12 protein-coding genes are annotated in these 14,163 nt (G+C 70.5%); 4 read left to right on the top strand and 8 right to left on the bottom strand.

The genetic code is table 11. The features are described from left to right. Positions 1-33: 33 nt before the first annotated feature. Entirely contained in the window at positions 34-639 is a 606-nt protein-coding gene (gene dhaL / locus ACWDRB_RS07385; protein WP_449892235.1) for a dihydroxyacetone kinase subunit DhaL, read from the top strand. 22 nt (positions 640-661) lie between these two features. Further along, a complete protein-coding gene (locus ACWDRB_RS07380) occupies positions 662-1,864 on the top strand; it encodes a cysteine desulfurase-like protein (protein ID WP_449892234.1) in 1,203 nt (400 codons plus the stop codon). A gap of 120 nt (positions 1,865-1,984) precedes the next feature. Here ACWDRB_RS07380 and ACWDRB_RS07375 read toward each other — a convergent pair whose 3' ends face one another. Continuing rightward, positions 1,985-2,737: an SDR family oxidoreductase gene (locus ACWDRB_RS07375; RefSeq protein ID WP_449892233.1), complete on the bottom strand. Its 753-nt coding sequence runs from the start codon at positions 2,735-2,737 to the stop codon at positions 1,985-1,987. A gap of 15 nt (positions 2,738-2,752) precedes the next feature. Next, the gene (locus tag ACWDRB_RS07370; RefSeq protein WP_449892232.1) at positions 2,753-3,250 is read right to left on the bottom strand and encodes a carboxymuconolactone decarboxylase family protein; all 498 of its coding nucleotides are present in this window, start codon (positions 3,248-3,250) and stop codon (positions 2,753-2,755) included. A gap of 209 nt (positions 3,251-3,459) precedes the next feature. On the opposite strand from ACWDRB_RS07370, the gene ACWDRB_RS07365 reads away from it, so the two are divergent. Continuing rightward, the gene (locus ACWDRB_RS07365) at positions 3,460-4,407 is read left to right on the top strand and encodes an RNA polymerase sigma-70 factor (protein WP_449892231.1); all 948 of its coding nucleotides are present in this window, start codon (positions 3,460-3,462) and stop codon (positions 4,405-4,407) included. Between the two features lie 232 nt (positions 4,408-4,639). Here the strand turns inward: ACWDRB_RS07365 and ACWDRB_RS07360 are convergent, their stop codons facing one another. The 6 genes from ACWDRB_RS07360 to ACWDRB_RS07335 all read right to left on the bottom strand — a co-directional run bounded on the left by ACWDRB_RS07360 (position 4,640) and on the right by ACWDRB_RS07335 (position 10,875). Next, positions 4,640-5,443: a carbohydrate ABC transporter permease gene (locus ACWDRB_RS07360; RefSeq protein ID WP_449892230.1), complete on the bottom strand. Its 804-nt coding sequence runs from the start codon at positions 5,441-5,443 to the stop codon at positions 4,640-4,642. Beyond that, positions 5,440-6,390: a carbohydrate ABC transporter permease gene (locus ACWDRB_RS07355; RefSeq protein WP_449892229.1), complete on the bottom strand. Its 951-nt coding sequence runs from the start codon at positions 6,388-6,390 to the stop codon at positions 5,440-5,442. The genes ACWDRB_RS07360 and ACWDRB_RS07355 overlap by 4 nt, the downstream gene beginning before the upstream one ends. Then, positions 6,387-7,754: an ABC transporter substrate-binding protein gene (locus ACWDRB_RS07350; protein WP_449892228.1), complete on the bottom strand. Its 1,368-nt coding sequence runs from the start codon at positions 7,752-7,754 to the stop codon at positions 6,387-6,389. Before ACWDRB_RS07350 ends, ACWDRB_RS07355 begins: the two co-directional genes overlap by 4 nt. Before the next feature lie 21 nt (positions 7,755-7,775). Then, positions 7,776-8,174, bottom strand: coding sequence for a hypothetical protein (locus tag ACWDRB_RS07345; protein WP_449892227.1), 399 nt, complete (start codon positions 8,172-8,174; stop codon positions 7,776-7,778). Positions 8,175-8,272: 98 nt separating this feature from the next. Further along, entirely contained in the window at positions 8,273-9,937 is a 1,665-nt protein-coding gene (locus ACWDRB_RS07340; protein ID WP_449892226.1) for a substrate-binding domain-containing protein, read from the bottom strand. 86 nt (positions 9,938-10,023) lie between these two features. Continuing rightward, a complete protein-coding gene (locus ACWDRB_RS07335; protein ID WP_449892225.1) occupies positions 10,024-10,875 on the bottom strand; it encodes an NAD-dependent epimerase/dehydratase family protein in 852 nt (283 codons plus the stop codon). 504 nt (positions 10,876-11,379) lie between these two features. On the opposite strand from ACWDRB_RS07335, the gene ACWDRB_RS07330 reads away from it, so the two are divergent. Beyond that, positions 11,380-14,160 carry a carbohydrate-binding protein gene (locus tag ACWDRB_RS07330; protein WP_449892224.1) on the top strand — a complete coding sequence of 927 codons (2,781 nt, stop codon included), beginning with the start codon at positions 11,380-11,382 and terminating at the stop codon, positions 14,158-14,160. Positions 14,161-14,163: the final 3 nt, after the last annotated feature.

The raw sequence follows: 14,163 nt of genomic DNA, 5'->3' as shown, positions 1-14,163 counted from the left end.
TGCTGACGAACATCAACCGAAAGGACGATTCCGATGACCGTGGTGATCGACGGCGAGCACACCCGCCGCTGGATCCTGGCCTTCGCCGCCCGCGTGGCCGAGCAGGAGGCCGCGCTGAACGCCCTTGACCAGGCCGCGGGCGACGGCGACTTCGGCACCAACATCGCCTCCGGCGTGGCGCTCTACCGCAAGCACGCCGAGCGGACCGCGCCGGGAACCGGTGAGGCCGAGTTCCGTGCCCTCGCCGAGGGTTTCCTGGACGAGATCGGCGGCACCAGCGGCCCGCTGTTCGGGCTGCTCTTCCTCCACCTTTCCGAGGCGGGCCGATCACTGGCCGACCGCGTGGCAGGCGGGCTGGCCGCCATCCAGCGGGTCGGGTCAGCCGAGCCCGGCGACAAGACGCTGGTCGACGCCCTGCAGCCGGCCCGCGACGCGCTCGCCGAGGCCGGCGACGCCGGGCTGGACGAGCTGCTGGCCGCGGCCGCGCGCGCCGCCACCGCCGGCGCCGAGGCGACCGCCGCGATCCGTGCCCGCCGGGGCCGGGCCAGCTACGTCGGCGAGCGCGCCGTCGGCGTGGTCGATCCGGGCGCGCGGACCGTGGCCTACTTCTTCCAGGCCGGCGCCGACACCACCCGCTGATCCCCCTAGGAATGAACCGATCATGACCTACTCCCTTCAGGCCCTTCGCGCGCACTTCCCCGCCCTGGCGCAGGGGGCGGCGCACTTCGACGGCCCCGGCGGCTCGCAGACGCCCACCGCCGTCGCCGACGCCGTACACCGCACGCTCACCTCCGCCATCGCCAACCGCGGCCTGGTCACCGAGGCCGAGAGGTTCGCCGATGAGGTGACGCTCGCCGCCCGGACGGCGATGGCCGACTTCGTCGGCGGCGACCCGCGCGGCATCGTGTTCGGACGCAGCATGACCCAGCTGACCTTCGACTTCGCGCGCACCCTGGCCAAGACCTGGCGGCCGGGCGACGAGGTCGTCGTGTCGCGGCTGGACCACGACTCCAACATCCGGCCGTGGGTGATCGCCGCCGGGGCGGCCGGCGCCACGGTGCGCTGGATCGACTTCGACCCCAAGTCGGGAGAGGTCACCCTCGACGCGGTCGAGGCGGTGCTGTCGGAACGCACCCGGCTGGTCGCGATCACCGCCGCCTCCAACCTGATCGGCACCCGCCCGCCGATCGCCGAGATCTCCCGGCTGGCGCACGCCCGCGGCGCTCTGTTCTACGTCGACGGCGTGCACTACAGCGCGCACGTCCCGGTCGACCTGGCCGCGCTCGGCGCCGACTTCTTCGCCTGCTCGCCGTACAAGTTCCTCGGCCCGCACCTCGGCGTGGTGGCCGCCGCGCCCGAGACGCTGGAGTCGCTGCGGCCGGACAAGCTGCTTCCGGCCACCGACGTGGTGCCGGAGCGCTTCGAGCTCGGCACGCTGCCGTACGAACTGCTCGCCGGGACGACCGCCGCCGTCGACTTCCTCGCCGGCATCCTGCCCGGCACCGGTTCCCGGCGTGAGCGGCTGCTCGCGTCCATGGCCGCCGTCGAGAAGAACGAGGACGGTCTGCGCGAGGGCCTGGAGACGGAGCTGGACGGCCTGCCTCAGGTGATCTCGCACTCGCGCGCCGCCAGCCGTACCCCCACGCTGCTGCTCACCTTCGACGGACACCCGGCCACCGCCGTACGCGACTTCCTCGCCGACCGGAAGATCAACACGACGGTCAGCAATTACTACGCGATCGAAGCGTCGCGCTGGATGGGCCTCGGCGACGAGGGCGGGCTGCGCGTCGGTCTGGCTCCCTACAACGACCAGAACGACATCGACCGCCTCACCACCGCGCTACGCGACTTCTTCTCCCGCTGAGCACCGGCCGACCGGCCGGTCTCGGGCCGGCCTCTCCGCCACCCACCTGCGGGTTAGTGGCGGAGCCCTTGTTCTCGAGGCCCCGGGTGGTGGAGTTTTGAGAACAAGGGCAAGGCCGGCTCAGGGCTGGGTGTTGAGCCACTCCTGGAAGGTGGGTCCGGCGAGCTTGGCGTGCGAGCTGGGCAGGAAGGCGCCGTTGGCCGCGATCTCGGCATCGGGCATGCCGGAGCCGTCGACGCCGACGACCTTGATGCCTCGGCGGGCGCCGAGAAGTCGGGCCGCCTCCGCCATGGTCTCCTTGCGGGGTCCGGCGATCTCGGGGATCGGTGTTCCTGGGGCGGCGGGGGCGGTGGCCAGGTCGACCAGTTCCTCGGCCACGGTGCGGCAGGCGACGAGCTGGGTGGGCAGGGCCGGGATGTAGGCGACGTCGCTCTGCTGCCAGTCCAGGAGCTGGCCGACGAACTCGTGGAACTGCGCGGCCCGCAGGATGCGGACGGGGATCGGGCCGGACAGGAGGAGTTCCTCGTGCACTCTCTTGGCGGCGAGGAAACCGGCGGCGGCCTTGTCGGCGCCGATGATGGACGCCATGGTGATCTGGGCGACCCCCGCCTTCTGGCCGGCCTCGTGCAGATTGCGGGCCGACGTACGGAAGAACTCCGTCGCCGCCTCCTGGTCGGAGGAGTGCCACGAGGCGACGTCGATGATGGCCTCGGCCCCGGTGAGGGCCTCGGCGAGGCCCTCACCGGTGGTGACGTCCACACCGGTGGCGCGGGACATCGGCACGACCTGACGTCCCCTCTCGGTCAGGACGTCGACGACGTGGCGGCCCAGCCGCCCGGTCGCTCCCGCCACCGCGAACGTGGTGATGCTCATGCTGTCGTGCCTTTCTTATGCGCTGTAGTTCTGGCCGGGGGGCATGCCGGGGATCGGCTTGGCGATGAGAGCGGCGGGGGTGAAGAAGCCGATGTGGGCGATCGCCATGATGAGCGACCACATCGCCTTGTCGTCGTAGTGCGCGGACGCCCTGGCGTACAGCTCGTCGGGGACGCGCTCCCCGGACGGGTTCGGGGTGAGGACCGCCTCCACGAGCTCCAGCGCGACCCGTTCGGCGTCGGTGAAGTAGGTGGCATCCCGCCAGGTGGCCACGGCGGTGATGCGCTCCTCCGATTCCCCCAACCGGCGGAGGTTGCCGGTCTCCCGGATGGTGAAGTACGTGCTGCCGAGGATCTGCCCGGCGCGCAGCTGCAACAGGCCGATGGTGGCCTGGGGAATCGCGCCGTTCTGCAGGGCTTTGTGCAGACCTGTGCCGATCTCCGCCATCTCGGGGAGGAAGGTGAGGGGGTTGGGCATGCGCGACCGCTGGTCGGTCGTCGTGGGCGTGGACATGGGGGAAGACTTCCCTTCTCACTCTCAACTCGTCGTAGTGCCGTACGGATCGTTCGCGCGGCGTCCTGACGACCACGAGACGTCGGCGCCCCGATCCCTGTAACAGCGCGGCCATGTGACATAGGCCACCTACGTGGGTGTTACAAAGCGGTGGGGACCGACGTCTTGTGCGTGTGGCAGTGCCGAGAACGAACAAGCAGGAGCCGGGCATGACCGAGCGCAGCGAACGAAGTGCGGACCCAGCCGAGCCGCTCGATCGTGCCGACCACGTCGGCTCCGCGGACTCCGCCACCGAGGCGTTCGTCGCCCACCGCAACCTGCTGTTCACCGTCGCCTACGAGATGCTCGGCTCGGCCGCCGACGCCGAAGACGTCCTGCAGGAGACCTGGCTGCGATGGGTGGGCGTCGACCTCGGCACCGTGCGGGAGGAGCGCGCCTATCTGGTGCGGATCGTCACCCGGCAGGCGCTGGACCGGCTACGCGCGCTCGGCCGGCGCAAGGAGTCCTACGTCGGGCCGTGGCTGCCCGAGCCCTTGCTCACCGCGCCTGATGTGGCCCAGGACGTCGAGCTCGCCGAGAGCGTCTCGATGGCGATGCTGCTGGTGCTGGAGACGCTTCAGCCGACCGAACGGGCGGTGTTCGTCCTGCGCGAGGTGTTCGATCTGGACTACGACGAGATCGCCGAAGCCGTCGGCAAGAGCCCGAACGCGGTCCGCCAGATCGCCTACCGGGCGCGGGCACACGTCGCCGCCCGCCGCCCCCGCGGCATCGCCTCCTCGGCCCAGACCCAAGCCGCGCTCCAAGCCTTCCAGCGAGCGGTCGAAACCGGCGAGCTGCAGAGCCTGCTCGACGTCCTCGCGCCGGATGTCGTCGCCCTGAGCGACGGCGGCGGAATCAAACATGCCCTGCTGCGGCCCGTCGTGGGGATCGACAACGTGGCCCGCTTGCTGGCCGTCGGCTGGTGGAAGCGCGACGCGGAACGGTCGGTCGAGCTGGTTCAGATCAATGGCGGCCCCGGGCTGCTCGTACGGGTCGACGGGGAGATCGACGGAGTGGTGGCGGTGCGCATGGAGAACGGCTACGTCACCGGCGCCTACCACGTGCGTAATCCCGAGAAGTTGTCGCGTGTGGAGCGGGAGACCGCCGTGACCCGCTGAGCTTCGCGAGACCGGCAGCGCCGGCAAATGGCGGCGGCGACAAGACCGAAGAGTAACAACGGCAAGGTCAGGCTGGACGACCCTCCGCGTTGTGACCACGGTCCGGGAGATCCGGGCCGGCGAGGAGGCGTACGCCGCGGCGTTCGCGCAGGGCCGCGTGCTCCGCCCCGACGAGGCCCGCGCCCTCCTTGATCGACCCGGACGATTCGTGACAGCTTCGCCACCCCGGGGGTCAGCCCTTGATCGCCCCCACCAGCCCGTTGACGAAGTAGCGCTGCAGAAGCAGGAAGAACGCGATCACCGGGAGCACCGTGATCAGGGAGGCGGCCATGACCTCGTTGTAGCGCGGCACCTCGCTGGAGATGAGCGACTCCAGCCCCAGCGGCAGCGTGAACCGCGACCGGTCCGAGAGTGACACCCGCGTCAGCACGTATTCGTTCCACGTCGGCACCGCCGTCAGCACGGCAACGGTGATGTGCGCCGGCTTGGCGAGCGGCAGATACACCGACCAGAAGATCCGCGCCTCCCCCGCGCCGTCCGACCTGGCGGCCTCGCGCAGCTCGCGTGGGATGGAACCGTAGCTGTTGGTCAGCAGCAACACCGTCAGCGGCGCGGTGCCGTTGACGAAGGGGAGCACCAGCCCCAGGTGGGTGCCCAGCAGGCCGAGGTTCTTCTCCAGGATCACCACCGGCAGCAGCACCGTGATGCCGGGCACGAACAGGAGCGCCACGAAGAACCAGTACAGGAAGCGGCGGCCGGGGAAATCCAGGACGGCGAAGGCGTAGGAGGCCAGGCTGTAGACCACCAGCACGCCGATCACGGTCATCGCCGTGACCTGGAGGCTGTTGAGGAAGTAGTCCAGGAAGTGCAGCCGGCCCCACGTGGCGATGAGGGTGTCCAGCGTGGGCTCGCGCGGCAGCAGGTTGTGTTCGAGGACCTCGCCGCGGGTCTTGAAGGCGCCCGACACCATCCACAGGAACGGATACATGCTGATCAGCGCATAGACGATCAGCCCGGCACAGGCGAAACGCTTCACTGGGCCCTCCGGAGCAGGCGCGCGTTGGCCAGGGTCAGCAGGACGGCTCCCGCGAACAGCAGCCAGCCCAGCGCGCTCGCGTGGCCGAGCGAGGGCGCCAGGCCCTTCATGAAGGCCAGCCGGTACGCCATCAGCCCCAGCACGTCGGTGTGCCCGCCGGGCCCGCCGTTGGTCGCGATCAGGAAGATCTGGAAGCCGTGCAGCGTGTCGCGGACGCCCAGCAGCACGATGGCCATGGTGATGGGCCTCAGCAGCGGCCAGATGATGCGCCGCAGCACGTGCCAGGAGCCGGCGCCGTCGATCTGCGCCGCCTCGACGAGGCTGCGGTCGATGGCCTGCAGCCCGCTGAGGTAGAGCAGCGTGGCCACCGGCACGCTCGACCACACCAGGATGACGATCAACGTCGGCAGCGCGGTGTCCGGGTTGCCGAGGAAGCCCTGCGGCTGCCGCAGGCTGCCCAGGCCCAGCGAGCCGAGCAGCAGGTTGAGCGCGCCGTCGGGCTCCAGTACGTACCGCCAGGCGAAGTAGACGGCGATGCCGCTGGTCACGTACGGCAGGAAGTAGACGGAGCGGAGAACGCCGCGCAGGCGGGTGATGGAGTTCAGCATCACCGCGAGCGGGAGGGAGACGGCCACGGTGAGCAGCGGCACGGCGACCATGACCTGCGCCGTGTGCCCCGCGGCCCGGCGCAGGTCGCCGGTGAGCGACGGGTCCGCGTACAGAAGGTCGGCATAGTTCCCCAGCCCGGCCCAGCGCCACTCGGGGGTGAAGCCGTTCCATTTGGCGAAGCTCAGCAGGAACCCGCTGACGATCGTGTAGGCGCCCATCAGCAGGAACAACGCGACAGCGGGCGCGACGAAGGCCCATCCGACCAGCCGGCGCCGCCACCGCGCGGGAGGCTGCTCGCGCAGCCGCCGCGCGGGGAGCTCGACGGAGGTCGTGCTCACTTGGTGGACTTCCACATCGACGCCATGATCTTGTCCAGCTCAGTGCCCGCCTGCTGTGGGCCGACCTCCCCCAGCGGCGTCAACCGTACGGTCAGGTCACCCGGCTTGACCTGGTCCCAGTCGGAGGGGAAGAAGCTGTCGTCGGCCGCCTCGTAGCTGCTTTCCGGCGGCCCGGTGAAGTACTTCTGGAGCGCGGCCAGGTCCTTGCCGAGCAGCGACTCCGCCTGCGTGCCCAGGTCCGTGGAGGGCAGGTCGAGCGACTCCTTGGCCACCATGCCCGCACCCTCGGGCGAGGTCACCCAGTCGATCCACTTGACGGCGGCCTCGCGGTTGCGCGTCGTGGCCGTCACACCGAGCCCGGTCAGCGCCAGCGGCGCCATCGAGATCTGCTTGTGCGTGCCCTCGGCCGACGCCGGGATGGGGAAGGCGAGCACCTTGTCGGGGCTCATCCCGTTCTGTGCGAGGAAGGCCAGCGTGAACGTGCCGCCCACGTCGAAGGCCGACTTACCTTGCGCGAAGGCGATGTCGGCCTCATCGATGCCGAGCGTCGTGGCGCCGGGCATCCAGTACGGTGTCAGCCTGGCATACGTCTCCAGCGTCCTGACGCCGTCCGGCGAGGCGAAGCCCTGTGTGGTGCCCTTGCCGAACAGCGCCTGGAAACGCTCCTTGCCGAGGTAGGCGAAGGCCAGCGGCTGATAGATCCAGTTGAAGCCGGTCTGGGAGATCTTCAGCCCCAGCGACAGCCCGCCCTGGCTCTTACCGGTCGTGGCCTCCAGCGCCTTCAGGAACTCCTCCCACGACTTCGGCGGGGTGTCCGGATCGAGCCCGGCCGCCCGGAGCTTGTCCTTGTTGGCGTAGACGATGCCGAAGGCGCCCGCCGTGAACGGCACGGAGAAGCGCTGCCCGGCCTTGCCGTTCTTGATGGGCGAGTCGGCGGCCACCGAGTCGATCTTCTTCTGCGTCAGCACGCCGCTCTCACGCGTGGAGGGCAGCAGGCGCTGCTTCCACGCGTCGGTGACATCGGCCGCCAGGTCCTGCAGCAAGCCCGACGACCCCATCTCGAAGTCCTCGCCGGACGCATGCACCTCCAGCACGTCCGGCAGGCCGTTGGTCTGCGCGGCGCTCTGGACCTTGCTGACGAACACGTCGTCGGGGGTGACCGCCTCGACCGTGACGCTGATGCCCGTCTTGGCCTTGAACTGCGCCGCCGCCTTGTTCAACGCGTCGGCGTGCGACTTCTTGAACGTCCACATCCGCAGCGACTGCCCGGCTTGCCCCTGCCCGCCTCCGCCGCTCGAGCAGGCGGCGAGTCCCATCACGAGCGCCACGGCCAGACCGAGCGCGCGCTTGCCCACCGTTGTCATCGGTCTTCCCTTCCCGTACGGCTAGCGCACGCTCTCGAACTTCTCGACCCAGTACCGCGTGCGGTCCAGGTAGGCCGTCTCGACGGCCCTGCCCTGCTTGCCGTAGGCGCCCTGGAAGGTCTGGTAGCCGTGACCGGGCGGCGGAGTGCGGTCGGCGGGCTCGATGACCGAGCCCTCGTGCCACTCGTTGAAGGAGGTGACCGACACCCAGGTCGGCGAGCCACCGATGGCCGGGTCCAGGGCGTTGGTCCACTGCCGGTCATAGGCGGCGCCGTTGTCGCGGGCGACCGTCGGCGTGGTGTTGCCGGGCACGGCGCGGTCGTCGATGTAGCCGGGGGCCACCGAGGGCGCCACCTGCGGCGGCCAGGCCAGGGCCGCCGGGATGAGCATGAGGGCGAGATTCCGACGTTTTGCGATCACGGCGTCCTTTCGGGGGGAGAAGGATGCTCCAGGCGCGCGCAAATCGTTAAGATCTCTCGAAATCTACACGCGACGATTGCGGTGTCAAGAGTTCGCCCTCAGGCGGATTGACGCCGTACGAGGCGCGCGGGCACGACCAGCTCGGTGGACGGCTCGTCGATGGCCTCGCGCAGCCGTTCCAGCAGCCGCACGGCCGTGGCCTGGCCTATCTCGCGGGCCGGGTTGGCCATGGTGGTCAGGCCGGGGGAGACCATGCCGGCGGCGTCGATGTCGTCGAAGCCCATCACGGCCAGGTCTTCGGGGACGCGCAGGCCCCGTCGAGCCGCCTCGTCCAGGGCCCCGATCGCCATGACGTCGTTCGCGCACAGGAGGGCGTCGGGCGGCTCGGCCAGCTCCAGCAGCCGCGCCACGCCCTCGGCGCCGCCCGCGCGGCTGAAGTGGGTGTGGGCCACGAGGGCCTGGTCGGCCGGCGCGCCGGCCTCGGCGAGGGCCGCGCGGTAACCGGCCACGCGCTCGGCCGCCGGGCCTTCGGCGGCCGGGCCGCACACGAAGGCGATCCTGCGGTAGCCACAGCCGAGCAGGTAGCGGGTGGCCTCGGCCCCGCCCCCCTCGTCGTCGCTGTGCACCAGGTCCACTCCGTGCTGGACCAGCCTGCCGCCCAGCCGGACCACCGGGATGCCGGCCTCGATGACCGGCAGCAGGTCCTCGGCGTGGGTGTGGAACACGGCGAAGGCCAGCCCGTCGACCTGGCGGGCGATCATGTGCTCGATCGCGGCCTGCTCGGTGCGCCGGACGCCGTCGGTGTTGCTGATGATCTGGTCGTAGCCCTCCGGGCCGAGCACGTCCTGAAGGCCGCGGGCCAGCGCCGGGTAGAAGGGGTTGGTGATGTCGGGAATGATCAGCCCGATGGTCTGGCTGCGGCTGGTGCGCAGTCCTCGGGCCAGGACGTTGGGCCGGTAGCCGAGCTCCTCGATGGCTTGCAGCACGCGCTGCCGCGTCTCCTCCGCCACGGGGCGGCGGCGGTTGAGCGTGTGGGACACGGTCGTCGCGCTCACCCCCGCCAGCTCGGCGACCCGCCGGATGCTCGGCCGCTCGCCTCGGAGTGCGCGCGAGTGCTCCTCGGGGACCGGCGGAGCGTGGCGTGCCGCCGACGCCCGATGGTGCAGGAGGCTCTCGAACGCGCCGCCCAGGACCGCGTACGTCTCCTCCAGCGCGCGCACGCCTCGCGCGACGGCCTCGGCGGGCGGCACCCGCTCGGCCGCCTCCAGCAGGATCGACTCCCACACCTGCCGCAGGGGCCCGAGCGCGGCGACGGCCAGGATCCGCGGCCTGAGGTCGCCGCCCGCCTCCTCCACCAGGGCCTCGGCCAGCGCGCGCTCGCGCGCCGCGAACAGCTCCCGGCCGTAGGCGCGCAGCGTCTCGCTGTCGCGGTGGATCCGGCCGAAGAGCGCCAGGTCACCGGCCGGCTCGGCACGCAGCAGCCGGCTCAGCGCGACCAGCACCCGCCCGCCGGGCGGGCGCTGCCGCACGACCTCGGCGGGGTCGCCGGCCAGCAGCGGCTCGTGCTCGAAGAACAGCTGCTCCTTGGTGGGGAAGTGGTTGAACACGGTCTTGGCCGACACGTCGGCCGCCTCGGCGACCTCGTTGACCGTGACCGCGTCGAACCCCCGCAGGGCGAACAGGCGCAGCGCCGCCTCCGCCATGGCGCGCCGGGTCTCGGCCTTCTTCCGCTCACGGCGGCCCTGCGGCTGCTGGATCAGCATGCGGTGATATTACATCGGCATAATCCTTTCAGCCGCTGAACTTTTTACGTCAGGCCTCGTCATGGCGGCATGAACCTCCCGGCCCGTCACGGCAGCACGTGCCTCGCGGTGAAGCCCAGCACCCGCTCGGCGGCGCGCAGGTCGACCGGAACGGCGCGGCCGGGCAGCGGCGCCCGCCGCTCGCTGCCGGGGTGGAACGCGGCCAGCAGTTCCTCGGTCGACTCGGACATCAGCGTGTCGGGCGCGGCGACGGTGAGCACGTGGTGGCCCTCGATCGGGCGCGTGACCGCCAGCCAGGCCGCCCGAGCGGCGTCCCGGACGTCCAGGTAGCACCACAACTCCCTGGCTCCGGCGGCCCGGTCGGCGGCCCACTCCTCCGCCGTGCGCCGGAGCTTGTCCTCCGGCCCGCCCAGCCGGGGGAAGCGCAGCGCGACGGTCGTCATCCCATGCCGGCGGCTCATCATGGCCGCCGTGAGCTCGTCCGTCTGCTTGGACAGCCCGTACGGGTCCTCGACCTGCAACGGGATGTCCTCGTCGACGGGCACGTAGGCCGGGTGCAGCACTCGGTCCGCCCAGGCCAGCCCCAGGGCCGACATGCTGCCGGCGATGACGGCACGCCGCACGCCCGCGCGCCCGGCCTCCTCCAGCACCACGAACGTGGCCCTGGTGTTACCGCAGAACACCTCCTCCGGCGTGCCCAGCACGGGCGCGGGGAGCGCGGCGAGGTGGATCACGGCGTCCACGTCGTCCAGCGCCTTCCGCACGATCTCCGGATCGCCCGCGCTGCCCACCACCATGCGATCGAGCGGCAGGCCGCCGGGACCGCGCAGGTCCAGGCCCGTCACCGCCACCTGATGGCGCGCGAGGAGATCGAGGGTGGCCCGGCCGACGCTTCCCGCCGCCCCCGTCACCAGCACCCGCCGTGGAAAGCCGGTCATGTACTCCCCAACGTGCAAACCGATTTGTGAGACGCAGCATGACGGACGAGGCCAGGAGCGTCAAGGTGGGTATAGCGACTGTAAGTTTCGCGTCAAGGAAGCGGATTCCGCCCGCCTGGCCCGAGGACAGCACCCAGTGCGGCGACTCCGAAGTCGGCGGTAAGGAGGCCCGCCGCAACTCTCCGTTCGGCGGCCAGGCGGACGTGGGGACGATTTAATGCCACGGAGCCGACCGGCGCAAGACAGTGGAGCGCTCCAGGCTCAAAATTGCGGATAACTGTTGATTTTTTACGGATCTTCATCGCCGTCAACCATTCATCGACCGAAATGACAGTTCCTTGACAGGCACATTACGGCGCGGTAAGCATCTGTATTGAGCCCAATTGTCGGAAAATCTCACTGCCAAAACGTCAAGCGCAACCTGGGCAGCACCCCCAGCCCTACCAGCAAAGCGCGGTCGGCGCGCGCCTTGCCTGACGTCCCCCCGGTCAGGAAAGGAAGCCCATGTCTGCGTGGTCGAGGCTGCTCGTCGCGGCGTCGCTGGTGCTCACCAGCGCGGCGGCGATGGACATCCCTCCCGGCGACTATCAGCAGGTCCAGCTGGCCCTCGGGCCGGCCGAGCTAGGCGAGGCCATGTCGCTCGCGGTCCTGCCCGACAGGTCGGTCCTGCACACCGCCCGCGACGGCACGGTCCGCCACACCGATGCCTCCGGCGCTACCAAGGTGGCGGGCAAGCTCGATGTCTACACCCACGACGAGGAGGGGTTACAGGGCATCGCTGTCGATCCCGGCTTCGCCACCAACCGCCTCGTCTACCTGTACTACTCCCCCAAGCTGAGCACTCCCGCCGGGGACGCCCCCGTGACCGGCACCGAGGCCGACTTCGCGCCCTGGAAGGGCCACCTCAACCTGTCGCGCTTCACCCTCAAGGCCGACAACACCCTCGACCTGGTCGGCGAGAAGGTCGTGCTCGAGGTGCCCAACGACCGAGGCCAGTGCTGCCACGTCGGCGGCGACATCGACTTCGACGGCGCCGGCAACCTCTACCTCACCACCGGCGACGACACCAACCCCTTCGAGTCCAGCGGCTACTCTCCGCTCGACGAGCGCACCGACCGCAACCCGCAGTTCGACGCGCAGCGCTCCTCGGGCAACACCAACGACCTGCGCGGCAAGCTGCTGCGCATCAAGCCGCAGCCGGACGGGACCTACACCGTCCCGGCGGGCAACCTCTTCCCGCCCGGCACCGCCAGGACCCGGCCCGAGATCTACGCCATGGGGTTCCGCAACCCCTTCCGCATGTCGGTGGACAAGCCGACTGGCACGGTCTACCTGGGCGACTACGGCCCGGACGCGGGCGCCGCCGACTCCAACCGGGGCCCCGGCGGCCAGGTGGAGTTCGACCGCATCACCGCCCCGGGTAATTACGGCTGGCCGTACTGCACGGGGACGAACACCACCGCCGAGACCTACAACGAGTACACCTTCCCCAGCGGCCCGGCCGGCGCCAGGTACGACTGCGCGGGCGGGCCCGCGAACAACTCCTTCCGCAACACCGGGCTCGCCACGCTGCCGGCGGCCAAACCGAGCTGGATCAAGTACGGCGACGCCGGCGCACCGCCCGAGTTCGGCGGCGGCTCCGAGTCGCCCATGGGCGGCGACGTCTACCGCTACGACGCGAGCTCGACCTCGACGGTCAAGTTCCCGCAGTCCCTCGACGGCCGCTACTTCGCCATGGAGTTCGGCCGCCAGTGGATCAAGGCCATCGAGGTCAAGAGCGACGGCACACCCGGCGTGATCGAGGACTTCCCCTGGGACGGCACGCAGATCATCGACTCGGAGTTCGGCCCGGACGGCGCCCTGTACGTGCTGGACTACGGCACCGGCGGCGGTAACCAGGCGCTGTACCGGATCGAGTACCTCGCCGGCGCCAACCGCAACCCCGTCGCCAAGGCCGCGGCCGACAAGACCTCCGGGCAGGCGCCGTTGACCGTGGCCTTCTCCTCGGCCGGCAGTTCCGACCCCGAGGGCGGCGCGCTCACCTATTCGTGGAACTTCGGCGACGGCGCCACCTCCACGCAGGCCAACCCGACCCACGCCTACAGCGCCAACGGCACCTTCCGGCCGACCCTGACCGTACGTGACCCGCAGGGCCTGACCGGGACCGCCAGCCTGGTGATCACGGTCGGCAACACCGCGCCCACCGTGACGTTGACCACCCCGGTCGACGGCCAGCTCTTCTCCTACGGCCAGGCCGTGCCCTTCAAGGTCACCGTCACCGACCCCGAGGACGGCACCGTGGACTGCGCCGGCGTCAAGGTGACGTACCTGGTGGGCCACGACAGCCACACCCATGCGATCACCTCCAGGAACGGCTGCGAGGGATCGATCACCATCCCGGCGGACGGCGAGCACGACGCGGCGGCCAACCTCTACGGCGTCTTCGACGCCGAGTACACCGACAAGGGCGGGCTGACCGGCCACGGCCTCCGCACGCTGCAGCCGGTGCACCGGCAGGCCGAGCACTTCGGCGCCCAGCAGGGCATCCAGGTCGCCAACCACGGCGGGGCCGAGGGCGGCGCGACCGTCGGCTTCACCGACAACGGCGACTGGATCTCCTTCGAGCCCTACCTGCTGGCCGGGGCCACCAGGGTGACCGCCCGGGTCTCCTCCGGCGGCCCCGGCGGCACGGTCGAGGTGCGGGCGGGCTCCTCGACCGGGACGCTGCTGGGCACCCTCACCGTGTCCAACACCGGAGGCTGGGACACCTTCACCGACGTCTCCGCCGCTCTGAGCAACACCCCCAGCGGCACGACGAAGCTGTTCCTGGTCTTCAAGGGCGTGTCGGGGCAGGGCAACCTGTTCGATGTGGACGCCTTCACCTTCACCACCGGAGCGCCGCCCGGCACCACGGTCGAGGGCGAGTCGTACACCTCCGGCTCCGGGGTGCAGATCGCGAACCACACGCCGGCCAGCGGCGGCCAGACACTCGGCTTCATCGAGAACGGCGACTGGGCAGGCTACTCCGGCGTCACCACGGCAGGCGCCAAGACCTTCTCCGCCCGCGTCTCCTCCGCCGGAGCAGGCGGCACCATCCAGATCCGCTCGGGATCGGCCACCGGCACCCTGCTCGGCTCGGTCACCGTACCCACCACGGGAGGCTGGGAGACCTTCCAGAACGTCTCCACCACCCTGACCGGCACCGCCACCGGACCACTCTTCCTGGTCTTCACCGGCGGCAGCGGCTTCCTCTTCGACATCGACACCTTCACGATCACCAGGTAGGCG

This window comes from Nonomuraea sp. NPDC003707, assembly GCF_053587055.1.
The sequence above is the reverse complement of the archived record's forward strand: the minus strand, read 5'-3'. Positions and strand labels throughout refer to the sequence as shown.

Excerpts from the sequence above, each read along its gene's own strand:
- dhaL (WP_449892235.1), top strand. The coding sequence starts at position 34 with ATGACCGTGGTGATCGACGGCGAGCACACCCGCCGCTGGATCCTGGCC.
- ACWDRB_RS07380 (WP_449892234.1), top strand. The coding sequence starts at position 662 with ATGACCTACTCCCTTCAGGCCCTTCGCGCGCACTTCCCCGCCCTGGCG.
- ACWDRB_RS07375 (WP_449892233.1), bottom strand. The coding sequence starts at position 2,737 with ATGAGCATCACCACGTTCGCGGTGGCGGGAGCGACCGGGCGGCTGGGC.
- ACWDRB_RS07370 (WP_449892232.1), bottom strand. The coding sequence starts at position 3,250 with ATGTCCACGCCCACGACGACCGACCAGCGGTCGCGCATGCCCAACCCC.
- ACWDRB_RS07365 (WP_449892231.1), top strand. The coding sequence starts at position 3,460 with ATGACCGAGCGCAGCGAACGAAGTGCGGACCCAGCCGAGCCGCTCGAT.
- ACWDRB_RS07350 (WP_449892228.1), bottom strand. The coding sequence starts at position 7,754 with ATGACAACGGTGGGCAAGCGCGCGCTCGGTCTGGCCGTGGCGCTCGTG.
- ACWDRB_RS07340 (WP_449892226.1), bottom strand. The coding sequence starts at position 9,937 with ATGCTGATCCAGCAGCCGCAGGGCCGCCGTGAGCGGAAGAAGGCCGAG.
- ACWDRB_RS07335 (WP_449892225.1), bottom strand. The coding sequence starts at position 10,875 with ATGACCGGCTTTCCACGGCGGGTGCTGGTGACGGGGGCGGCGGGAAGC.
- ACWDRB_RS07330 (WP_449892224.1), top strand. The coding sequence starts at position 11,380 with ATGTCTGCGTGGTCGAGGCTGCTCGTCGCGGCGTCGCTGGTGCTCACC.